A 23,590-nucleotide genomic window follows, 5' to 3' on the forward strand; every position below is an offset into this window, starting at 1 on the left:
GGGGTGTAGAGAGCATAGATAGATGACAACTTTTACTGCTTAGATAGGGAACATAGGTTATGACAACCTTTACTGCGATCGTCGAGAGAGATAGGGATACTCAACTTTATGTAGGATATGTTCCTGGTTTTCCTGGAGCGCATTCCCAAGGCGAAACTCTCGATGAGTTACAAGAGAATCTACGTGAGGTCATTGAAATGCTTCTGGAAGATGAAAAACCTATTTTCCAAACCGAGTTTGTTGGAATTCAACAAATTGCAGTTCGGTAGATTTATGAGCAACGTTCCCGTTTTAAAACCACAAGAGGTCATTCGGACACTGGAAAACCTTGGATTTGTTGAAATCCGCTAGATAAGGATCGCATAAGCAATTTAGATACTAACGATGGTCGAGGAACAACAGTTCCGTTTCACCAAGGACGCGATATATCACCCAGGCTACTAAGGCAGATTGCCAGCGATATTGATTTAACTATTGAAGAATTATTAAAGTTTCGATAGCGTAGAAGCAATAGCTAATGCTTTGTTACAAGTGACTAGTGATTTTTCCCCCAGTAGGCGACTCTCCCCTCGCTCCCCCAGCTCTTTTCCCCCGGCTCTCGACTCCCGCATAGATAAAACTTATCCTATGATTCAGCGCTTTTTATCTATGTCATGAGATCCTCAATATTAGACATTAGAGTAAATTTAATAATTAATCGGCAATTTAAAATACAAAATATAAATACAGGTATCCCCCTAGTTAACTAAGTACTGCGTGAGGTTTCCCGTGCGAGCATCTCGTACCCACAGTGTTTCCATCAAAAACGGTCATCTGAATTCATCGGCAATTTCTACTACGCCTCTAGTTACGCCCAAACGGGCGACTGGGGCTTATGCTCTAATTGACAGTCTCAAGCGTCACGGAGTCGAACATATTTTTGGCTATCCTGGCGGAGCAATTTTACCAATTTACGATGAGCTATATCGGGCGGAGGCTGCTGGTGGGATTCAACATATTTTGGTCAGACACGAACAAGGCGCAGCTCATGCAGCTGATGGCTATGCCCGTGCTACTGGTAAAGTAGGCGTGTGTTTTGGCACTTCTGGACCTGGGGCAACTAACCTAGTGACAGGAATTGCTACAGCCCATATGGACTCGATTCCGATGGTGATTATAACGGGACAAGTCTCCCGCGCCGCAATTGGCACGGATGGGTTTCAGGAAACTGATATTTATGGCATTACCCTGCCAATCGTCAAACATTCCTACGTGGTGCGCGATCCCGCTGATATGGCGAGGATTGTGGCGGAAGCTTTCTACATAGCTAGTACGGGTAGACCAGGACCAGTTTTGGTTGACGTGCCGAAAGATGTGGGGCTAGAAGAATTTGACTACGTACCTGTAGAACCAGGAACGGTGAGGTTGACTGGGTATCGCCCTACTGTCAAGGGAAATCCCCGCCAAATCGTGCAAGCAGTGCAGTTGATCCGGGAGAGCCAGCGCCCATTACTATATGTGGGAGGAGGCGCGATCGCCTCTGGCGCACATGCAGAAATTCGACAACTGGCAGAAATGTTCCAAATTCCCGTCACCACAACTTTGATGGGCAAAGGGATTTTTGACGAACACAATTCCTTGGCTGTGGGAATGTTGGGAATGCACGGTACGGCATACGCCAATTTTGCCGTGAGTGAGTGCGATTTATTAATTGCTGTTGGGGCAAGATTTGACGATCGCGTGACTGGTAAATTAGATGAGTTTGCTTCCCGCGCTAAAGTCATCCACATCGATATCGATCCGGCGGAAGTTGGCAAAAACCGCGCCCCAGAAGTGCCAATTGTCGGCGACGTGCGGACAGTTTTAGTCGAGTTGCTGCGGCGATGTCAGGAAACAGGGGGATGTCAAAATCCTAACCAAACTCAAGCATGGCTCAAGCGAATCGAGAGTTGGAAAGAAGATTATCCTCTAATCGTGCCGCGTCACGCCGATCGCCTCTCACCCCAAGAGGTGATTGTAGAACTGAGCCAGCAAGCACCGAATGCTTACTACACTACCGATGTCGGACAGCATCAAATGTGGTCGGCGCAATTTTTGAAAAATGGTCCCCGTCGCTGGATCTCCAGTGCAGGTTTGGGAACAATGGGTTTTGGAATGCCGGCGGCTATGGGTGCGAAGGTGGCATTGCCCGATGAAGAGGTGATTTGCATCAGCGGTGATGCGAGTTTCCAAATGAATTTACAAGAGCTGGGAACTTTGGCACAGTTTGGCATTAATGTCAAGACCGTAATTATCAATAACGGTTGGCAAGGAATGGTACGTCAGTGGCAACAAGCATTCTATGGAGAGCGTTATTCTTCCTCGAATATGGAACCTTCAATGCCAGATTTCGAGCTGCTGGCTAAAGCCTACGGCATCAAAGGAATGGTAGTTTCTACGCGAGAGGAATTAGCTACGGCGATCGCCCAAATGCTAGCTCACGATGGTCCCGTCTTGATGGACGTGCATGTCAATCGCGAAGAGAACTGCTACCCAATGGTTCCTCCTGGTAAGAGCAACGCTCAAATGGTAGGTTTACCAAAACAACCTAAAGCTGAAAAAGCTGTAGAGGTCGTCCATTGCAGCAATTGCGGCGCACAAAATCTCTCGCGCAATAACTTCTGTCCTGAGTGTGGCACGAAGATTTAAGTTGGTAAGGGGAATGGGTAATGGGTAGTTGGTAGTTGCAATTGCCCATTATCAAAAAGTAGTTTCAGCTTGAAATTGGCACGTTTTTAAATGCACCTGTATCTGGAATAAAAAGATCGATCGCCGTCACACCTTCCGGTATTCTCAACCACACGTAAGCGTCTGATGAGGCATTTTTCCGCACAAAGTACAAATTAACGCTGCCTGACGATCGCTTATAGTCTACTGGTTCGTAAGTTTCACTAGTATCGGGATTACGGGCTTTCGTGCCTGCTACATTAATTGCGTCGCTAGGGCTGACTTCAGAAGTAAGGCGACGGATTCGCATTTGTACGTTGACTACATCGCGAGTTTTTGCCTCTGGATCTGTGATTCGCTTGACAGCTAATAACTCTAATTTCGCTTTATTGCCAATAGCAGATTGGACGAATTGTCCCGGTTGAATCCCACTTGTAGCGGCGGGTGCAGTTGCTGTAGTGTCAGATGCAGCAGACGACACTGGCGTTGTTGTCTCTGGTTGAGAAGTTCCTGATGTGCCAGTGCTAGCGTTACTGCTAATAGCAGCGATTTTTTCTTGCAGCGTAAACACTTGATAGGCAGTGAAGCCACTAAAACCCAATGCCAAAATTGAGAGTATAACAGCTATACCAGATAAAAAATTACTCATAGTCTATCGTTGTCAATCTTTGTGCTAGTGCTGAATTAAAATGCGATCGCCCATTATGCCCCACAATTAGAGTTGTTGGTACTGCGATCGCAGCTAATAGATATAGTAAAAACCTGGTTTATGCCTCACAACTCCCTAGTACGGGCGCACAGCAGTGCCCCCCTACTGACTCCCGTTAATTCTGACTAATCGGCACATTTCTAAACGTTCCCGTCTCTGGGATAAAAAGATCGAGAGTATTAACCCCCTCTGGTACTTGTAGCCAAACATAAGCATCCGAATAAGTTTGCGGACGCAGATAAAATAGGAATACTGGATTAGTGGCTCGATTTAGAAAGTCAAAGGCTCTGTAAGTCTCGCTAGTTTCGGGGTTACGGGCTGTAGTGGCGCTGACGGTAATTACGTCCTGAAAATTTGGCTGTTTTGTACCCAGCCGCCAAATCCGCATTTTGACATTCACAACATTGCGAGTTGCCAATTCGGGATTATTCAAGCGTTGTGCTGAAATGACTTGAACTTGCGCTTTATTATCCAAAGCTTTACGAATCAAGCCGTTTGGTTGCATTATCAAGCTACCAGTCGCCTGCATTGCTGTTGTATTTGGAGTTGCAGGGCGAGAAACTACTCTAGTAAATTGATTTGCAGTCGCGATCGGCACATTTTTAAACGGCGTAGTTTGATCGACAAACAGATCGATTGTCGTGACTCCCTGCGGTACGTCGAGGACGACATAAGCATCTATGGGTTTATCCTGACGCAGTTTACTGAGTGAAATTCTACCTGAAGATCGCCGCATGAAATCAGTGGCTCGATAGAATTCGCTGGTTTCGGAATTGCTTGCCATAGTCGAACCAACGCTAATCGTACCTTCTATAAGTGGCGTATCTGTGAGTTTTTCAATCTGCATTTCCACATTAACTTCATCTGGCTTGCCAGGGATTCTTTTGACGGCAATAATCGTGACTTGGACTTGATTGCCAAAAGCGGTTTGGACTAAATTGGCTGCTGGAACTTTTGTTGCAGGTGGCACGGAGAATAGATCGCGATGGCTGCCTTTGTCAATTTGAGTGGTGGAGAATAATTTTAAATATTGGGCAAATAATAATCCGCCAATAATGGCGCTACAAATTCCAATAACCAGGGCGATCGCCAATAAAAAGTACGTTTTACTCTCGCGATCGCTGCTTTGAGCCATATTTGGTATGCTAAGAGTCTTTTTGTCAGGCGATTGTTTAGCGATTTGTACTTTAGTCATATAGTTTTAATCGTCTGTACGCATTTCATCGTCTACACGCAGTCGGCAGTAATTATACGGGTCGGAGATTAAGTAAATCGTACAATATGTATCAGCAAAAACATGATGAAATCTGCTCTTAGAGATATTGTCAAACCAGTTAGCCTACTGCTAACAATTGCCAACGCTCAGATCTACTTGATGTTGCCAGCCATAGCCAATAAGATTCCACACGCATCTTTACCACATGCATCTTTAAATGCATCCTTCAAAATTGTCCAGCAGCCTTTACGTAACGCAACAAATGCCATTTGTCCAGCTCAATTAGAAACAGCGATCGCCACGGCGATCGATCGCCCCCAACTTAATCGCGCCCGTTGGGGAATTCTAGTCCAAACCGTGAATCGCGGCGATCTGCTATACAGCCGGGACGCTCAAAACTATTTCATTCCAGCATCTAACGTCAAATTATTCACAACCGCTGCCGCTTTGCAAAGATTGGGTTCGCAATTTCAAATTCGCACTTCTGTTTATCCCACGATCGCAGGTGGTTTACGAGTTATCGGTCGCGGCGACCCTAGCTTAACCGACATCCAGTTGCAAGCATTAGCAAAACAGGTAAAACAGCAGCAATTTCATCGCATCAGCCAGTTAGTGGCAGAAGATGATTATTTTCAAGGTGCGATCGTTAACCCCAGCTGGCAATGGGAAGATATACAAGCAGACTATGGCGCACCTGTCAATAGTTTGATTTTGAATCAAAATACTGTCAAGTTAACTGCGATACCACAACAAGTCGGTCAACCCCTACGCCTCAATTGGTCTGACTTGAGAGAGGGTATGCAATGGCAGATCGAAAATGAAGCGATCGCCGTTCCCGCGTCTAAATCTTCCCTTAACGTCAGCCGCGACTCAGGTGCAGCAATACTCAAAGTGACCGGACAGATGGGAATTGATGCACCATCTGAATCAATAAATTTAGCGGTGGTCGATCCAAAAGCGCATTTTTTACGTCACTTTCAGCGCAGTCTTGCCCAAGCAGGAATTACGTTATCACCTGGGAACGAGCTAGTGCAACAACAAGAGCGGCAGTCTACCCTCGGACTGCGGGAGATAGCATTTGTCGTCTCGCCACCGCTATCAGAGTTATTAGTGGAGACAAATCAACAGAGTAACAATCTCTATGCTGAAGCTTTATTGAGAATACTGGGAGTGAGGGTACAGCTAACGCCTACGACACGATCGACGGCTGAAATTGGCTTGCAGAATGTCAAAGAGACTTTGACTACCTTGGGTGTCGATCCTACTGGTTACGTGCTGGCAGATGGCTCGGGGTTATCGCGGCAAAATCTAGCTAGTCCAGTTGCGATCGCCCAAACTCTCAGAGTGATGGCAAATTCACCCCTTGCTACTGTATATCGTACCTCTTTACCGATAGCTGGCGTGAGCGGCACTCTGAAAAGTCGCTTTCAGGGTACAACTGCGCAAGGAATTGTCTTAGCAAAAACAGGGACGATGAGTGGTGTTGTTGCTTTGTCTGGATATATCAATTCTCCCAATTACGAACCTTTAGTTTTTAGTATTATTGTCAATCAATCTGACCAGCCTACATCAGTTTTGCGACAGACAATCGATCGCATCGTGTTGTTTTTAACTCGTTTGCAGCGCTGTTAGTTTAAATTTAAACCCTAATTCAAAACTCGATAATTCTACCTTGACTGAGAGAACCGTTTTCATATTCGCTCAGTTTATTACTAATCGATTGATACCCGTGCGATCGCACGACATCTTAAAATTCACTCATAATAAGTAAGAGCAAAAACTAATTGTAGTAGAATCGTGACCGCATTAGTCAATAACTCAACTTCTCTTTTCCGTCTCTCACCTTTAATTCGGATTACACTGCTGAGTCTATACATAGCCCTCACCATACCATTGCCATTTTTAGCAAAAGTGACAGCCGCACCAGTTCCTCCAATTTGGCTTTGGATAGGAATTAGCATCGGTTTCATCGCCCTATACGCCGCACTCAGCGAACGAGTCATACTAGATGACCAAGGAATTCAGGTGACATATCCCCTATGGGTTCCTAAGTGGTTTCGGCACGGTTGGTCTTTACCTTGGTCGGAAGTCAAAGAGTTAAAACCCCGTACTACCGGACAAGGCGGACTCGTATACTATTTCCTCAGCCAGGAAGGGAAAGCTTATTTACTCCCGATGCGGGTGGCTGGATTTGCCAAATTGGTGCGGGAAGTACAAGCAAAAACTGGAATTGACACCACGGATGTCATTCCCTTATCCCAACCTTGGATGTACTTAATTTTGTTGGTATTTACTCTGCTGTTATTATTAGTTGATGCCTGGACAGTTACCACTGCGATCGCATTAAACTAATTCAACTCTGGGGGCGAGGAGTGAGGAGTGAGGTAGCACAATTAAGACTAGAAGGAGTCAGCCTAGCTGCAACAATAGGTTCTCAGTACTTATTGCAGGATATTTCCTTTGAGGCATTTCCAGGCGATCGCATTGCAATTATCGGTGCTTCTGGAGCGGGAAAAACATCTTTGTTGCGGATTGTCAATCGCCTCAGCGAACCTACAGCCGGATCGATTTATTTAGAAGAGAAAGAATATCATCAAATTCCCGCAATTCAGTTGCGCCAGCAAGTGACGCTAGTAATGCAAGAATCAAAACTATTGGGAATGACAGTCAGAGAGGCTTTGCAATACCCTCTAGTTTTACGCAAAATGCCGCGATCGCAAATTCAGCAGCAAATTGCCTATTGGATGGAACGGCTAAATATCCCTGAAGACTGGTTAGAAAAGACGGAACTACAACTTTCAGTCGGACAAAAACAACTCGTTGCGATCGCCCGTGCTTTAGCTACCCAACCGAAAATTCTTTTACTCGACGAACCAACTTCTGCTTTGGATGCAGGTAAAGCATCTCATTTAATCGAAGTATTAATCCAACTAGCAGATAGCGGTCAAACAACAATATTAATGGTCAATCATCAACTCGAATTAGCTAAACAATTTTGTACGCAAGTGTTATTCCTGCAAGCAGGACGTTTGAGCCAAAATGCGTCCAATTCTAGTCAACTTGACTGGGACAAATTAAAAGCGAATTTAATCCAAGCTGAAACAAAAGCAACCCAAGAATGGCACTAAAGAAAGCCCCCCTTGTTAAGGGGGGTTGGGGGATCGTTTCAAATATCACCCCTTGTTAAGGGGGGTTGGGGGATCTTCATCTCCACCTTGTTAAAAGAGGCTGAGAGATTATTATCAAGCTTCAAAAGTATCTTTCAACACCGTTCTTGCTGCTAAATGATTGCGCGTAGACTTAAGAATATCTGCTTCCCGCTCTAGCCGCGCCGCCGTATCTTGCATTTCTAACAGTGTTTGCTGTTCTGCTGCGACACCGTAAAGATTGCTGGCTACCCAGTAGGATAATTCTGTAGGTAAATCGGGAATATTTTCTGGTAAATCTATCTCCTGTTCTGTCAATTTAGCAGATAGCCTAACCACATCTCGCAGCAGTTGCTCTACTTCTCGTGCCAAAGGTCTAAGGTCTTTTTGTGGTGGATTGTCTTCAATCCATTCCACTAAACCAACTTTGTAAGGTTTTTCTCGCACGTATTCCAAGACCCGAAACCGCTGCTGTCCGAGAGTAGCTACTCTCATCCGGTCGTCCGGTAAACGCTGATACTGAATAATTTCAGCGCAGCATCCAACTCTAGCAGGTTGACCTTGCACGGGATCCCACAATAGTACCCCAAAGCGGCGATCGCTTTCTAGAATTGTATTCATCATAATTCGGTAGCGGAACTCAAAAATGTGTAGAGGTAGGGGGCGATTGGGAAAAAGCACTACCTCTGGCAATGGAAACAGTGGGAGTTCTCGCACCGCTATTTGAGAAGAAGATGTCATTGTCTATTCGTAAAAACGGTAACTGCGCATCCTGTTTTTACTTTAACGGATTTGTTTACAATTAGTTAACAGTTGACGGCTGACAGTTGACGAGCGACCGTCAACCGTCAGTAACTCAACGAGCATTTTACAACTCAAAAAATAGCGTTACAGCTTGACTTCAATATCTACACCCGCAGGTAAGTCGAGTTTCATTAAAGCGTCAATTGTTTTAGAAGAAGGTTGGTAAATGTCAATAATTCGGCGATGAGTGCGAGTTTCAAAATGCTCTCTAGAATCTTTATCAACGTGGGGAGATCGCAGCACGCAATAAATGCGGCGCTTTGTAGGTAAGGGAATTGGACCGATAGCTGTAGCGTTTGTCCGGTTTGCCGTATCAACAATCTTCTCGCAAGAGGTATCGAGTAAGCGGCGGTCAAAAGCTTGTAAGCGGATGCGAATTTTTTGCTGCTGAAGGGTAGCCATTTTTAGTTTTCTTGGTTCGGTTTATTCAGTAATCTTGTTGGAGTTATAAGAAACTCGTTTGGGCTGTCATTGGTTATTGGTCATTCGTCATTTGTATTTACCACCAATGACAAATGATTAGTGACAAACAACAAATTAAAGCAGAAAAGCATTATACCCCATTAGGCTTAGCTTTTCTGCTCTAAGTTAATAGCTGGTCGTTCTACTTCACAATTTTAGAAACAACACCAGCACCAATAGTACGACCGCCTTCGCGAATTGCAAAGCGCATTCCTTGTTCGATCGCGATCGCGTTGATCAATTCTACGGTCATTTTGACGCGATCGCCAGGCATCACCATCTCAGCAGCACTACCATCGTCAGCAGTAAATGCGGTAATTGTGCCAGTTACGTCAGTTGTCCGTACGTAGAACTGGGGACGATAGCCAGCGAAGAAAGGTGTCTTACGACCACCTTCTTTATCTGTCAGCACGTATACCTCAGACTCAAATTGGGTATGAGGTGTAATACTACCAGGCTTGGCAATTACCATACCCCGCTCGATATCTTCCTTCTTCAAACCCCGTAGTAGTACGCCTACGTTGTCTCCAGCCATACCTTCATCCAAGGTTTTCTGGAACATTTCTACACCAGTAACGGTGGTGCTACGAGTGCCTCTGATCCCGACTAATTCTACGGTTTCGCCAACTTTGACTTTACCGCGCTCGATTCTACCAGTTGCAACCGTACCGCGACCGGAGATCGAAAATACGTCTTCTACTGCCATCAAGAAAGGCTTATCAACATCCCGTTCTGGAGTAGGAATGTAGCTATCTACGGCATCCATCAATTCGTAGATTTTATCAACCCACTCATTGTCACCCCGCGCAGTTGTAGGAGCTTTAATCATTGTTTCCAGTGCTTGCAACCCACTGCCTTTGACGATGGGAATATCATCGCCAGGGAAGTCATAGGAACTCAAAAGTTCGCGCACTTCCAGTTCTACGAGTTCCAACAATTCTTCATCGTCTACCATGTCTACCTTATTCAGGAAAACGACGATGTTGGGAACTCCCACCTGTTTGGCTAACAGAATGTGTTCGCGAGTCTGGGGCATAGGACCGTCTGCCGCAGATACTACCAGGATCGCGCCGTCCATTTGCGCCGCACCCGTGATCATGTTCTTCACGTAGTCAGCATGTCCTGGGCAGTCTACGTGAGCGTAGTGGCGGTTTTCAGTTTCGTACTCTACGTGAGCGGTATTGATGGTGATCCCCCGTGCTTTTTCTTCTGGAGCTGCATCAATATCGTCGTATTTTCTAGCTTTTGCCTGACCCAAAGCTGCTAGGGTCATGGTGATAGCTGCCGTTAACGTGGTTTTGCCGTGATCGACGTGACCAATTGTACCAATGTTGACGTGAGGTTTAGTTCTCTCAAACTTTGCGCGTGCCATGAGTTCTCGGTTCCTTTTTTATTGAAAGCGATTAGCGATTAGCAATTAGCGATTAGCAATTAGCGATTAGAAGTCAACTAACAGCTAACAACTAACAGCTAACAACTCCATTTATGTCCCTTTGCTTTTAGCAATGATTGCTTCAGCTACGTTGCGAGGTACTTCTTCGTAATGGCTAAACTCCATTGAAAAGATACCCCGACCTTGGGTCTTCGAGCGGATATCTGTAGCATAACCAAACATTTCTGCCAGCGGAACCTTAGCAGTTACCTTGGATAAGCCTTGATCCGATCCCATGCCTTCGATTTGACCGCGACGAGAGTTAAGGTCGCCCATCACATCCCCCAGGAAGTTTTCGGGGACTTCAACTTCGACTTTCATCATTGGCTCCAGTAGCACTGGCGATGCTTTTGCTACTGCTGCTTTCATTGCCATTGAGCCAGCAATTTTGAAAGCCATTTCCGACGAGTCTACTTCGTGGTAAGAGCCATCGGTCAATGTCGCTTTGACATCAATCAGCGGATACCCAGCTAGTACGCCAGATTCGCAAGTTTCCTTCATCCCCTGTTCTACAGGTCCAATGTACTCTTTAGGTACAGAACCACCAACTATCTTAGAGACAAATTCAAACCCACTGCCTGGTTCGCCTGGTTCTAGGTCAACGACAACGTGACCGTACTGACCTTTACCACCACTCTGACGAATGAATTTCCCTTCTATTTTCGTGACGTGCTTGCGAATGGTTTCGCGGTAAGCTACTTGTGGCGCTCCCACGTTTGCTTCCACTTTAAATTCGCGGAGCATCCGGTCTACCAGAATTTCTAGGTGGAGTTCGCCCATCCCAGCAATTACGGTTTGGTTCGTTTCGGGATCGACACTAACCCTGAAAGTAGGATCTTCTTCAGAAAGGGATTGCAGCGCTTTGGACAATTTGTCCATGTCTTGCTTGGTCTTTGGCTCTACTGCTACCGAGATGACTGGCTCTGGGATAAACAGAGATTCCAAAATGACTGGCGCACTGTCGTCACACAAAGTATCGCCTGTCAAAGTGTCTTTTAATCCTAATGCCGCACCCAAGTCGCCTGCACGCAATTCTTCAACATCGATCCTGTCATCTGCTCGCAATACTACTAAGCGAGAAATTCGCTCTTTCTTGTTCTTAGTAGCGTTGAGGACGTAGCTACCTTTTTTCAGCACGCCAGAATAGACGCGCACGAAAGTCAAGCGCCCGTATGGGTCAGCCATGATTTTGAAAGCGAGTGCTGACAGCGGTGCATTGTCGTCAGCAAAGCGCTCGACTGTCTCGCCATTGACGGTTGTTCCCTGAATTGGCGGAACTTCTGTAGGTGCTGGCAGGTAATCTACAACACCGTCTAGCAAGCGCTGCACGCCTTTATTTTTGAAGGCAGAACCGCATAACACGGGGACAATCGTACCCGCAATTGTGCCTTGTCGCAGCCCTTTACGGATTTCAGCTTCATTCAGTTCTTCACCTTCTAGATACTTCTCTAGTAAGGCTTCATCGGTTTCTGCTACTGCTTCAACTAGCTTCGTGCGATACTCTTGTGCTAGCTCTTGCAGATCGGCAGGAATCTCTACTTCTTGAATATCCGTACCTTGATCGTTGCCGTAGATGTAAGCGCACATCTTGACTAGATCGATCAGACCTTTGAAGTCTGTTTCACTACCAATGGGTAGCTGAATCGGTACTGCGTTGGTGCGGAGGCGATCGCGCACCTGATTGTATACTCGGTAAAAATCTGCTCCAGTCCGATCCATCTTATTGACAAAGATGATGCGTGGCACCTTATACCGATCTGCTTGTCGCCAAACTGTCTCTGTTTGAGGCTGTACGCCACCTACGGAGCATAAGACTGTGATTACGCCATCTAATACCCGCATGGAACGTTCCACTTCAATCGTGAAGTCTACGTGACCAGGAGTGTCGATGATATTAATTTGATGGTCTCTCCAGTTGGTGGTGATCGCAGCAGCAGTAATTGTAATGCCACGCTCCCGCTCTTGAGCCATCCAGTCAGTTACCGCTGTTCCTTCGTGGACTTCACCGATCTTATGGATCATTCCAGAATAGAACAGAATTCGTTCTGTCGTTGTTGTCTTGCCCGCATCAATGTGAGCCGCAATTCCAATATTGCGGATTTTTTCCAGCGGAACGGTACGTGCCACAGCTACCTCCTTGAGTAGTTTTTGCCGCAGGTATCTCTATATTACTCTCTGTTAAGATTCTATACTTTTAGGGAAAGCCGCCACCAAAATAGGGGGATATTGCCTAGTTTTATCGCTTTTTTCGAGCAACTTTTTAGTAGCGGTAGTGAGCAAAGGCTTTGTTGGCATCAGCCATCCGGTGAGTCTCTTCCCGTTTGCGGATCGAACTACCCGTCTCATTAGCAGCATCCATCAATTCGTTCGCCAACTTCATAGACATAGAACGACCGGAACGCTGTCTAGAAAATTGGATCAACCAGCGTAATGCCAGTGCCGTTCCCCGTTCTGGTCTGACTTCCATCGGTACTTGGTAGGTTGCTCCTCCCACCCGACGAGCTTTGACTTCTACTAAAGGTGTAGCATTCCGCACGGCTTTCTCGAAAGTTTCCAGCGGATCGTTGCCAGTACGCTCTTCGATTGTTTTCATCGCATCATAAATGATTCTTGCTGCCAGCGATTTCTTGCCACTGCGCATGACGCGGCGCATCATCATACTAATCAGGCGACTGTTGTATACGGAATCGGAAGGGATGGGGCGCTTTTGCGCTACAGCACGACGGGACATAAGTTATTCTTTACGTTTAGTTTGATTGGGGTTGGCAACAACAGAACTAAGTTTTCATGGCATGGTGGCTTTGAGGTAACTAGCACAAGGCAGTTGAAACATCTAACACCGTTTATTGCGTCGCCGCGATCGCACTTTTGCTTAGCCGAAGCTTTAGCTATTATGACGACAGGTAAAGCTTACTAGTTAGATATACCGTTATTTTGCCTGCTGGCGCTGACTTTCATTCCGATTTTAGGCATCTCACCTCAAAAAAAGTAAAAATCCTATAACCGCAATGATGTCAGCAGCAGAATTACCTTACTGCTTTGGTCTCTTAGTTCCGTACTTCGAGCGTCCTTGTTTGCGGTCTTTTACTCCAGCGGTGTCCAAAGTACCGCGAATGATGTGATACCGCACGCCTGGTAGATCTTTTACCCTACCACCACGAATCATGACGACGGAGTGTTCTTGCAGGTTATGTCCGATACCGGGAATATATGCCGTAACCTCAAAACCAGAAGTTAGGCGAACCCTAGCAACTTTTCGTAGAGCTGAATTGGGCTTTTTCGGTGTGGTTGTATATACTCTTGTACAAACGCCCCGACGTTGCGGACATTGTTTCAGAGCAGGGGATTTTGTTTTCTTTTTCGCTACTTGACGTTCGTTACGAATGAGCTGCTGTATGGTTGGCATGATTTACAGCGCGTAGTTTTAGCTGCTTAAATTTAACGATCTATGATTATACCGATTTTAGTAAATTTATGTCAAACTGGTGGGATTGATAGTGGGTAATGGGTGATTGGTAGTTGACAAGAATATTTTCACGCACCACTTCCGACTCCCTCATTCCATAGCAAAAGAGTTACCACAACCACAAGTGGCGATCGCTTGAGGATTAGAGAAGCGAAATCCCCCACCCATTAAATCTTCGGAATAATCGAGTTTTAAATTTTGAATGTAGTTTAAGCTGTCGGCATCGATCGCTACAACAATACCGTTACAGTATAGAATGCAATCGCTCTGCTCTGTTGCCTCGTCAAATTTCAAATCGTAAAACAAACCAGAGCAACCCCCAGCTTGCACGCACAAACGAAAGAAAGCGTCGGGGTTGCTCTGTTTAGATCGCAGTCGTTGAATTTCTTTAGCAGCAGAGGGACTAATTTGAATCATTGAACTAGGCAGTAGGGAGCAGAGAGCAGGGAGTAGGGTGATATGAAGAGTATAATACTAAACCTTAATCCCTAGCCCTTAACCCCTAGCCCCTAGAATAGTCATCTTGAAATCGGACGATATCGTCTTCGCCCAAGTATTCTCCGTTTTGTACTTCAATGAGTATCAGGGGGATTGCGCCGGGATTTTCTAAACGATGGGAGGTACACTGAGGTACGTAGGTAGATTGGTTGTTACAAAGCATAATTTCGCGATCGCCACACACAACCTTGGCAGTACCAGAAACAACAATCCAGTGTTCGCTACGGTGGTGATGCATTTGCAGGCTGAGGCGATGCCCTGGTTTAACTTCAATTCGCTTAATTTTGTATCCGCGCCCTTCTTCTAATACCGTAAAAGAGCCCCAAGGACGTAATTCCGTAGCGGCGACGCTTTTAGGAGCAACTGCGGTAGGAATCGGTAGAGTAGGCGCGTGAGCCTGGGAAGTTTCTTGAGTTTGAACCATGAATTTTTCTCCTGATAATTGTTATCCACTATTAAAAATAAAAGGAACCAAAGCAAAAGACAGTGACAGTAATAACCGCAGCAATAGCAATGCAATAGCAATAATATGTCGAGTATAGCCTTAGCCCAAGATAGCAGACTTCTTCCGAGGAGTGTCATCAGTAAACTTGCCGATTGGTATGGGCTACATCAATTCTTTACTTACTAGTCGTTAAGCTTTAAATAATCTTCATCAAAAAAGGTAGTTAGTAGTTGGTAATGGGTAATGGGTAATTGGTAGTTGACAATGATTAGCGCTGATAACTGATAGCTAGTCACTGATAACTGGTCACTGCTTTCTGCTTTCTGTTTCTAGAAAAATGCCAAACCCATTGTGAACGCGGGCTGCGGTGACAGGAGAGCGATTGACGAGTTGTCCCCCTAAGTAAAGGCTGGTGGAACTACCTCCGTCGAGATTGAGAGCATCAATACTACCCATTTGCTGCAAGAGCTTGGCAGTTTCCCATAAAGTAGAACCAGTCCCACCAACTCGGTTGTGAACTGTAGCAATGAGCAAATTACCTGTTGCCGTGACACCAATAGCGCTACGCACGGCAGTTTGGCGGCTGAAGGCATCACTGAATCCTTCTGCTTTGGCGTTAAGAACGATTTGGCGGTTTTGAACTAATAATGGTCCAGCACCGATCGCGTGAGGATATTGGGCAAACTCGCTAGGAACAGTGCCATCGGTCAAGCGTAACAGCGTACCAATAGGTAGTAGATTAGCAGTACTACCAGTCCTGAATGCAAGTAAATAGCCGTTGAGGGGAATGGGAAAGGCTGTTTTTCCGGCTAAACCGCCTGACAGATTAGCGGTAACTTGATTATTTTGGACGATCGCGATCGCTTCATTATTAGTTAAGGGCGTATAGGTAGTTCCCCAGTCAGAGGTATAACGGGAAATTCCGGCTTGAATGTAGCCGCTATTCAGATTGACGATTGGCAAACTTTGCCCCGTAGAGGCGATCGCTGTTTCTTGGCGTTGCAAGCGACCGATTTTAAATTGCCCGGCATCGTTCCAAGCGATCGCGCCTCGGTTGAGAATTGGACTAGACAGCCAGCGCCCCTCGCGACGAATTGCTCCCAAGGGTAATTTATTGTTGCGGTTGAAAAATCCAGCATTAATGGCAGCAGCAGCTGTATAACGTTGAGCGGTGGTCACAATCGGGGCAGTCCCAATCAGAGAATTTACTGCACTCCAAATTGGTCTAAGGGCTAGTCCTGTGGTGCGGGGGTTGACTTCTAACCATGTCACGGGAAAGCGATCGCGACCTAAATTAATATACTTTTGTTGCCAACGCACGCCTCTAGCCCACAAAATATTCCGTTCCACTATCGGATCGGGGCGCAAATCGATAATGATGCGGTTGGGTTGGCTGAGGGTACTGACGCGGGGGAAGATGCCTACAGGTAAATTGAGATCGATCGTGGTGAGATTGGCAGTCGTGCCTAATTTAACGAGAGGAGTCGGTGAAATCTGGCTCTGTTTTGGCAATTGGATGGCTAGATTAGCGTTTAACTGCTGGGCTAATTCAGGATTTATCGCAGCGTCGATTGCTATCTTCCATTGTTGATATGGAGGTGAGAGGGCAGAGACTGCCTGAGATGGTAATTGCTGTTTTGGATCGTCTGGGAGTTCGGCAAGCGGCACTTTTGGTTTAGTGACTGGAGGCTGTTGCGTTAGCTGCCAGGGCGTAGGGCGATCTAAATCTACTACCAAGCGATCGCCCCAAGTTTGTTTACCCTGGCGTAGTCCTGTAATCTTTGCAGCTGGCGTAGTAATCCGCAGAACGTCACCTTCGCTTTGCAGTTGCCAACCTACTTTTGCTGCTAATTGAGATAGATCTAAATAACGATACGCGCCACTGTGCCAGATGCTTGAGACGAGTGGTGGAGTATCAGGAGTCGTAAACCACCGAATCGGTTGTCGGGTTACATCCTGAGTATTCAGTAAGTCTACGCCCAGTTGCATCAATCCTACATCGCTAATTGCCGTTTGAATCCTATTTGTGGCTGGCTGCGCTTCCCACTGTCGCCAAGCTGCGGATAGAATGCGACCGTTCAAGGAGATGCGATCGCCTGCTGCAAGTAGCCCATTTGGTGTGGTGGAACGGCTGGGGGTATTTTGCGGTACGGATGATGGCGTAACAGGTGGGGTTACAGGCGCTTGAAGTTGAGCATTAGCAGCAGTGAACGTCAGCCACGGTGCTGTAGTTAGCAACCATAATAATGCTGAAGTTGGCAGCAAACAAAATTTTCGTTTCACAGCAGGAGTCAGGATCGAGCAGGAATTTGGGTGCATTAGCACAAGTAGCTATTCCTAACATAAAGATAGCTAACGGTCAATTGTATGACAGTTATCAGTTGTCAGTGTAGAGACGTTACATGTAACGTCTGTGGTAAGAATTCTTCTTAGCTTTTTACCGATCGCAGAAAAGTATCTCATCAGCGATCGGCGATCGCGAAATGACTTTAATGTCCGACGATCGATTGACGACCGCTCGGGTTACTGTGAAAGGAGAGTATTTTTTAATACTTAATACTCGTAAAATTTTCTCCAAATAAACTGAGTAGCTCTTAATGATAGTTTTGTCTTTTTATCGATCGTATAAATATTTTGATAATTTAGTTTCATCAAAATACTTTTGATACACAAATTACTACGGAAACCACCGAAGCTATTTTAGTTCAACGAGGTAAGCTATTTAGCTATATTGTTCTATGCGATCGCAACTTTGTCACGCTAAATATACAAAAAGACTAACTCAAGACTGCCTTGACAGGAAGGCTATGCGAATAAAAGCTATGCCAAGCTAGGCTTTGTAGCAATCTTTTTTTTCTTCGCTAACAGACTATAAACTGCACGATTTAGCAGAAATAGCCCCTAAAATTAGAAATTCTCTTCAACAATAGAGAAAATAAAGAGGTATAGATAGTAGCTAGTAGTGCTAGACAGATTGAACTAACGTTTTGAGCGAACTACTGTTGACGAGAACGTTAAGTTTTGTATTTTCTAGTAATAGAGAAATTTTTGAGGTTGATGAAATGGAGGCAAATTCCTTCGACTTCGCTCCCAAAACCGCTACAGATAAGTACAGTCTTACCTATCGTAATATCTATCGTAACTTTAGAAGATCGTCTATCGATATTGATATTTCAAATAGTTGTGGAGCGAGTCGATCGCGCAAGCAAACTTACTTGCGCGATCGAGAAATTCTCAACAAAATTTTATCGCTTGCGATTCAATCGCTCAATCGCGAAGATTGTTTAGACAACCTACTGTTAGAAATTAGACAAGCAATCCAAACCGATCGAGTCCTCGTCTATAGTTTCGATCGCAATTGGAGTGGCACGATAGTAGCAGAATCGGTAACTGCTCAGTTTCCCAACGCCATTGGTTGCCGGATAGACGATCCTTGTTTCCGAGAAGATTACGCACGACAATATAGTGACGGACGGATACGGGCGATCGCTAATATCTATGCTGCGGATTTGACTGAGTGTCACATCAAAACTTTGGAACAACTTGCAGTTAAAGCAAGTTTAGTCGTACCAATTACAAGCGACAATGGACTGCTAGGTTTGCTAATTGCCCATCACTGCAACGCACCTCGTCACTGGCAGATAGAAGAGGTCGAGTTGTTTAAACAACTTGCCACTATAGTCAGCTCGATCCTGCAACACAAGATCTCACAACAAGAGCGGCAATCTGCTGTGGAGTATGCCCAGAGATTAAAACAAATGACTCAGGTAGTGCAGCAAGCACACTCATCATCCGATCTGTTTAATGCTGTCACCACAACAATGAGACAGATATTTCAAGCAGATAGAGTATTAGTTTATCGTTTTGTTACAGATGGTAGCGGCATTGTTGTAGCAGAATCAGTTGCTCCTGGTTTGCCTCAAACCCTAAATCATCCGCTCGATCGCTTTTATGGGTACGAAAGCGAGATTCAACAGAGCGATCGTCAGGGAGTACGAGCGATCGCCAACATTCATACTGCTGGACTAACGATAGATCGAATCGATGCCTTAGAACAGTTTGCCGTCAAAGCTCAATTAGTCGCACCAATTGTTAGTAACGGTAAACTGGTAGGTTCGCTCATTGCCCATCAGTGTACTGCACCCCGTACTTGGCAACCAACAGAAATCGATTTATTCGAGCAGATTGCCGTTCAAATTGGCTTGGCACTGGATCGGGTAGCGCTGCTAGAGTATCGAGCCACAGCAGCCAAGCAAGTACAGATGCGGCAACAAATAGCGTTACGGTTGCGACGATCGCTCGTACAGTCGGATATTTTGACAACTGTGACAGACGAACTCAAATCTGCTCTACAAACCGAGCGCGTGGTAGTTTATCGCTGCGATCGCGATCGCGGTAGCACAGTTATAGCTGAATCAGTCACCCCTGGCTTACCCCAAGCTTTAAATCATCGTCTTGACGATCCTTTCTGGCGGAACGATCGCACTGCATACGAGCAAATTGGTTACGCTCGTGCTGTGAACAACGTTTACACAGATGGACTCAGCGATCGCTGCATTCATAATTTAGAGCGCTTTGCCGTTAAGAGTAGCCTCATAGCACCTATCCTGATGCAAGATGAGCTATTTGGCTTGTTAGTTGCCCATCAATGCTTTGGTTTCAGGGAATGGCAGCAAACTGAAATTGACTTCTATACCCAAGTCGCGATCGATGTAGGTTTTGCTTTGGAACAAGCACAATTACATGGCAAACTAGCTCAAATCGCCCAAATTGCCATGCATCTTGATGGCTGTATTCCAACAACAGCGCAACAACCACCAACGGCAAAGTCATCATCACCGCAAACAAATTGCTTCAATTCTGAAGACAAAGAACATGATGCTACGGTTGCATTCTAGTTATCAGTTATCAGTTGATTTTGACTTTTGACTTTTGACTTTTGACTTATCCCCACACTCTACTGAAAAAGCTATGTCCACACCAGGTAAGCTAGAACTAACTGTCAAGATCGATCGCCTACCAGATAGTGTGAGAACTATTGCTAATGGCTGGAAGCAGTTTGAAATCGATCTAGATGGTCAAATAGTTACGCTAACATTAAAACCTCATGTTTATAAAAAGCTAGAACAAGCTCAGGAGAATTATCATCAGTGGGTGGCGAAAATTATCGGACAAATGGGTGCAAAGACAGATAAAGGTTTTTTGCTAAAAGATTGCAATGTAACAGTTTATTCTCAAACTCAATCTTCGCCATCCAAGCTTAAGCAAAAGCCGCCCGATCGCCGCGATAAACCTAAAAAAGCCAATAGCAAATTTGTGGAGAAGTATCGGCTATATACTGGAGAAACCTTGAATTTGTTTCAGATTGTGTTTCGCCTGACTCAAGCTGTTTTTCCTGGGGTTTTGCCTTGGGTACTTGTTTTAAGTAGTTATGGCTTTTTAATATCTGTACTTTATAGTTTTGGCATTCCTGTATCAATACCAGAAGAGAGCGATGCAATTACGCGAGCAGTATTAATTTTCAATATTGGCTTACCTTTACTATTAGTTTTTCGTACTAATACAGCCCATGAAAAATTTTGGGAAGGGCGCAAGCTATGGGGTAGTTTAGTGAATACAGTGCGCAACTTAACTCGTGATTTATGGATTGGTGTCAAAGAGGAGACACCACAAGACCGGGCGCAAAAAGAGTACACTCTTAGATTAATTGTGGCTTTTGCCGTGGCGATGAAACTACATTTAAGAGGCGAACACGTCACTGATGAGCTAAGTGGTTTAGTAGCAGAAACTCAGTTCTTTCGATTGAAATATACAAACCATCCGCCCCTACAAATTGCTTTTTGGGTTGGAGATTATTTACAAGAGCAACACGATCGCGATCGCTTGAATATTTATCAGTTAACGTCGCTACAAAAATTGGTAGACCAGTTAGTAGATATTTTAGGAGGCTGCGAACGCATTTTAAAAACACCACTACCTTTAATTTATCCGTTAATTTTGAAAAATTTAGTTTTTGTCTATTGCCTTGTTATTCCCTTAGAAATTGTGAAGGAGGTAAATTGGTTTACTAGCAGCATTATTACTTTTGTGAGTTTCATTTTATTAAGTATCGAACAAATTGGTTCTGAAATTGAAGAGCCTTTCGGACGCAACTCTTGCGATCTACCACTCGATATCATTTGCAATACCATACTGCATAATGTGGAAGATTTAATTGCTCTAGCTCCTCATAATGGTAGTAATAGTAGGGTACTCTAACATAGTCCGTATAGAGACGTTACATGTAACGTCTCTACACGGTAAACTACGTAGCACACCCTAAAATCTAAAATTCAACATGAAACTATTCTGCTACCCGAGTTCGAGGTTGATAGTAGTAGTGATGGTAAGAAGTTGTAGCTTTGTAATCTTTCACCCCGTTACAAATTGCACCTAAAACTTGAGTGCGAGACAGTTTTAACTGATCGAGGGTCTGCATTAGCAGTGCACGGTCAGTTTTACCCATCCGCGTGACGATCGCAATTCCTGCGGTTAGAGGAGCCAGCAAACTCGCATCTGCTAAACCTAAAAGTGGTGGAGTGTCGTAAATCACTAAGTCATACTGCTGCCGCAACTGCTCCATGATGTTGCGCATCTTGTGAGAGGATAACAGTTTGGTAGGGTCGGGAGGAATTTGACCTGCGGTTAAGACAAACAAGTTCTCCCAGGCAGGCGATCGCTGAATTAAATCGGCAACTGGTACGTTAGTTGTTATTGCATTACTCAATCCCGTGTCATTGGATAAATGTAAAATGTGATGAATCTGCGGTAAACGTAGATCTGCATCGACTAGTAACACTCTGCGTCCCATTGCTGCTGCTGCTTGGGCTAAGTGAGTTGAGATAGTAGATTTACCGTCAGCATGGACGGAAGAACTGATGACGAGAGAGTGGATCGGTGTATCGGAACCTAAAAAGCCGATGTTAGTATACAGCGATCGGAAAGATTCTAAGAAAGGGAAATAGTGATAGCCATAAGCATTTCTGTGGGAACGCGACCTGCTGTTCTCTTGCCTCTGATTCGTTTCTCCATCTGCCAGATGCTTAGCTAGGTTTTTATGGAAAGGAATTATACCTAATATTGGTAGCTTTGTCGCTTCCTTCAACTCATCGGGTGAATGAACCACATTATCGAGCCTTTCCACGAGTAGCGCTGCTCCAATTCCAGCTAAGATACTAGCTACCGTGCCTAAGATCAGGAATCGTGGAATATTAGGAAATATCGGGATAGAAGGTAACTGAGGTGGTGAAATGAGTTGCCAAGGAGTCTCTTTTTGAGCATTTTCGATTTGCAGCGATTCCCGCCTTTCTAGAAAACGGTTCAAACTTTCAGTAGCAATAACTAACTCTCGCTGTAAGTCAGTGTAACGACGTGCCAAATTTGGCATTCCGTCGATTTCTCGATTTAAGCGATCGAGTGCTTGGGCGTTCTTGGCGGCTCTGACTTGGAGTATGGAAAGTTGGCTTAATACTGACGCACGTTGATTTTCTAGTGCCTGCACTCCCTCTTTGTGTAATAGTGGCAGCAGACTTTCCCGTTTCTGTTTCAGCGACTGAATGTACGGACTATCTACTCGATAAATAGTTGCATTCTTGGCAATTTCAGTATCTATATTCTGCAACTGAGCGAGTAAACTCTGATATTGAGGAGCATCTTGCTGGGCTTGCGGTGATATTGCACGACTGGGCGTAGAGGATTCATCTATAGCCGCGATCGCTGGCGATTTTTGAGGGTGGTCAACTGTCGATTGTTGCTGCGAAGTTCCCACCCCATGACGAGCTTTTGCTTCTAGTTCTAGCGCTAACTTAGTGCCAGATTTACTTTGTAAGGCATTGTAGAGTTTCTGAGCTTCCGCTAAATCTTTTTGAATCTCTAATTTCTGAAATTCTAAAGTGCTATATTTTTCAAATAGCTGTCCTGTTTTTTCTTCGGGAGAAAATAAGCTGTATTGTTCTCTAAATCTTTGTAATTGCAATTGCAAGCTGTTGACTCGTGCTTGCAATTGAGGTAACTGAGTATTAACAAACTGAATTCCCTGGCGTAGATTTGTTTGTTGCTCCTGTAAGCTGTATTTTAAATATCCTTTAGCTAGCTGTTCTAAAACAAATTGAATTTTCTGGGGATCGGAATCTCGATAGCTAACTTCTAAAATTTTTGTTTCTTGATAGCGAGAAACCTTCAAGCCTTCTAGTAAAGAAGCATAATTAATATCTGGATACCGCACAGAAATATTTTTAGCGATAGGAATTATAATTTCGGGGCTACGCAAAACAATAATCTGTGTACTGTAATCCAAAGATTCTTGCCCTTTTGGGCTAGCATTCACAACTGGAACGTTCGATAATCCCGATAATTTATTTTCAGCCTTGACTGGCTCTACCAATACCGATAATTTTCCTTCATACTTGGCTGGTTGAGTTAATGTCCATACCCAGGTAGTCACGCAGCAAGCGATCGCTACACTAGCGATAATCGGCGCTCGACGACGTACAACTGCCAGAAGCTGAGACAAACTCCATTCTTCTGCCTGAGGTAACTCTGAGTAATGTGCAACATAGGATGGCAATGACATCTGCGAATACTTACCATTTCTTTCTGTTGCTAAATGCTGAGTTCGATATTGCTCTTCCATATTTATGTCGTTATTAGGCAGTTGATGAAGGAAAAAACAGGAATAGCCCTGCTGGT

20 protein-coding genes and 1 pseudogene are annotated in these 23,590 nt (G+C 44.9%); 9 read left to right on the forward strand and 12 right to left on the reverse strand.

Features of this window, described 5'->3' with window-relative positions; genetic code table 11:
• Nucleotides 1-59 precede the first annotated feature (59 nt).
• From M5J74_RS24955 to ilvB, 3 genes and pseudogenes are all read left to right on the forward strand, one after another.
• Nucleotides 60-269: a type II toxin-antitoxin system HicB family antitoxin gene (locus M5J74_RS24955; protein WP_015156698.1), complete on the forward strand. Its 210-nt coding sequence runs from the start codon at nt 60-62 to the stop codon at nt 267-269.
• A gap of 4 nt (nt 270-273) precedes the next feature.
• A pseudogene (locus M5J74_RS33670) lies at nt 274-500 on the forward strand (type II toxin-antitoxin system HicA family toxin).
• Between the two features lie 328 nt (nt 501-828).
• Nucleotides 829-2,667, forward strand: a complete 1,839-nt coding sequence (ilvB, locus tag M5J74_RS24960; protein WP_041463457.1) for a biosynthetic-type acetolactate synthase large subunit — start codon at nt 829-831, stop codon at nt 2,665-2,667.
• Nucleotides 2,668-2,731: 64 nt separating this feature from the next.
• Here ilvB and M5J74_RS24965 read toward each other — a convergent pair whose 3' ends face one another.
• Both M5J74_RS24965 and M5J74_RS24970 read right to left on the reverse strand, forming a co-directional pair.
• Nucleotides 2,732-3,334 carry a hypothetical protein gene (locus M5J74_RS24965; RefSeq protein WP_015156700.1) on the reverse strand — a complete coding sequence of 201 codons (603 nt, stop codon included), beginning with the start codon at nt 3,332-3,334 and terminating at the stop codon, nt 2,732-2,734.
• A 175-nt stretch (nt 3,335-3,509) separates the two neighbouring features.
• The gene (locus M5J74_RS24970) at nt 3,510-4,589 is read right to left on the reverse strand and encodes a hypothetical protein (protein WP_250013853.1); all 1,080 of its coding nucleotides are present in this window, start codon (nt 4,587-4,589) and stop codon (nt 3,510-3,512) included.
• A 102-nt stretch (nt 4,590-4,691) separates the two neighbouring features.
• Between M5J74_RS24970 and dacB the strand changes: the two genes are divergently transcribed.
• From dacB to M5J74_RS24985, 3 genes are all read left to right on the forward strand, one after another.
• Nucleotides 4,692-6,242, forward strand: coding sequence for a D-alanyl-D-alanine carboxypeptidase/D-alanyl-D-alanine-endopeptidase (gene dacB / locus M5J74_RS24975; RefSeq protein WP_015156702.1), 1,551 nt, complete (start codon nt 4,692-4,694; stop codon nt 6,240-6,242).
• Between the two features lie 165 nt (nt 6,243-6,407).
• The gene (locus M5J74_RS24980; protein WP_250013855.1) at nt 6,408-6,962 is read left to right on the forward strand and encodes a hypothetical protein; all 555 of its coding nucleotides are present in this window, start codon (nt 6,408-6,410) and stop codon (nt 6,960-6,962) included.
• Between the two features lie 20 nt (nt 6,963-6,982).
• Nucleotides 6,983-7,738, forward strand: a complete 756-nt coding sequence (locus M5J74_RS24985) for an ATP-binding cassette domain-containing protein (protein ID WP_015156704.1) — start codon at nt 6,983-6,985, stop codon at nt 7,736-7,738.
• Between the two features lie 114 nt (nt 7,739-7,852).
• Here the strand turns inward: M5J74_RS24985 and M5J74_RS24990 are convergent, their stop codons facing one another.
• The 9 genes from M5J74_RS24990 to M5J74_RS25030 all read right to left on the reverse strand — a co-directional run bounded on the left by M5J74_RS24990 (nt 7,853) and on the right by M5J74_RS25030 (nt 17,146).
• Nucleotides 7,853-8,497 carry an LON peptidase substrate-binding domain-containing protein gene (locus tag M5J74_RS24990; protein ID WP_015156705.1) on the reverse strand — a complete coding sequence of 215 codons (645 nt, stop codon included), beginning with the start codon at nt 8,495-8,497 and terminating at the stop codon, nt 7,853-7,855.
• Nucleotides 8,498-8,644: 147 nt separating this feature from the next.
• Nucleotides 8,645-8,962 (reverse strand): 30S ribosomal protein S10, encoded by a 318-nt coding sequence (rpsJ, locus tag M5J74_RS24995; RefSeq protein ID WP_015156706.1) that lies wholly within the window; start codon nt 8,960-8,962, stop codon nt 8,645-8,647.
• A gap of 202 nt (nt 8,963-9,164) precedes the next feature.
• On the reverse strand, nt 9,165-10,394 hold the full coding sequence (tuf, locus tag M5J74_RS25000; RefSeq protein ID WP_015156707.1) for an elongation factor Tu: 1,230 nt from the start codon (nt 10,392-10,394) through the stop codon (nt 9,165-9,167).
• A 111-nt stretch (nt 10,395-10,505) separates the two neighbouring features.
• On the reverse strand, nt 10,506-12,581 hold the full coding sequence (gene fusA, locus M5J74_RS25005) for an elongation factor G (protein WP_015156708.1): 2,076 nt from the start codon (nt 12,579-12,581) through the stop codon (nt 10,506-10,508).
• 133 nt (nt 12,582-12,714) lie between these two features.
• Entirely contained in the window at nt 12,715-13,185 is a 471-nt protein-coding gene (rpsG, locus tag M5J74_RS25010) for a 30S ribosomal protein S7 (RefSeq protein ID WP_015156709.1), read from the reverse strand.
• A gap of 300 nt (nt 13,186-13,485) precedes the next feature.
• Complete coding sequence (rpsL, locus tag M5J74_RS25015) at nt 13,486-13,860, reverse strand: 30S ribosomal protein S12 (protein ID WP_015156710.1); 375 nt, start codon at nt 13,858-13,860, stop codon at nt 13,486-13,488.
• A 150-nt stretch (nt 13,861-14,010) separates the two neighbouring features.
• Complete coding sequence (locus M5J74_RS25020; RefSeq protein WP_250013858.1) at nt 14,011-14,337, reverse strand: iron-sulfur cluster assembly accessory protein; 327 nt, start codon at nt 14,335-14,337, stop codon at nt 14,011-14,013.
• Nucleotides 14,338-14,422: 85 nt separating this feature from the next.
• The gene (locus M5J74_RS25025) at nt 14,423-14,842 is read right to left on the reverse strand and encodes a phosphomannose isomerase type II C-terminal cupin domain (RefSeq protein WP_015156712.1); all 420 of its coding nucleotides are present in this window, start codon (nt 14,840-14,842) and stop codon (nt 14,423-14,425) included.
• 327 nt (nt 14,843-15,169) lie between these two features.
• Nucleotides 15,170-17,146 (reverse strand): phosphodiester glycosidase family protein, encoded by a 1,977-nt coding sequence (locus M5J74_RS25030; protein WP_219336001.1) that lies wholly within the window; start codon nt 17,144-17,146, stop codon nt 15,170-15,172.
• A 130-nt stretch (nt 17,147-17,276) separates the two neighbouring features.
• On the opposite strand from M5J74_RS25030, the gene M5J74_RS25035 reads away from it, so the two are divergent.
• From M5J74_RS25035 to M5J74_RS25045, 3 genes are all read left to right on the forward strand, one after another.
• Entirely contained in the window at nt 17,277-17,420 is a 144-nt protein-coding gene (locus M5J74_RS25035; RefSeq protein WP_158265858.1) for a hypothetical protein, read from the forward strand.
• 430 nt (nt 17,421-17,850) lie between these two features.
• The gene (locus tag M5J74_RS25040) at nt 17,851-19,761 is read left to right on the forward strand and encodes a GAF domain-containing protein (RefSeq protein WP_250013861.1); all 1,911 of its coding nucleotides are present in this window, start codon (nt 17,851-17,853) and stop codon (nt 19,759-19,761) included.
• 34 nt (nt 19,762-19,795) lie between these two features.
• A complete protein-coding gene (locus tag M5J74_RS25045) occupies nt 19,796-21,121 on the forward strand; it encodes a bestrophin family protein (RefSeq protein WP_245570510.1) in 1,326 nt (441 codons plus the stop codon).
• Nucleotides 21,122-21,206: 85 nt separating this feature from the next.
• Here the strand turns inward: M5J74_RS25045 and M5J74_RS25050 are convergent, their stop codons facing one another.
• Nucleotides 21,207-23,534 carry a polysaccharide biosynthesis tyrosine autokinase gene (locus M5J74_RS25050; protein ID WP_250013864.1) on the reverse strand — a complete coding sequence of 776 codons (2,328 nt, stop codon included), beginning with the start codon at nt 23,532-23,534 and terminating at the stop codon, nt 21,207-21,209.
• Between the last annotated feature and the right edge of the window lie 56 nt (nt 23,535-23,590).

Source organism: Chroococcidiopsis sp. CCNUC1 (genome assembly GCF_023546805.1).
Taxonomy (GTDB): Bacteria; Cyanobacteriota; Cyanobacteriia; order Cyanobacteriales; family Chroococcidiopsidaceae; genus Chroococcidiopsis; species Chroococcidiopsis thermalis.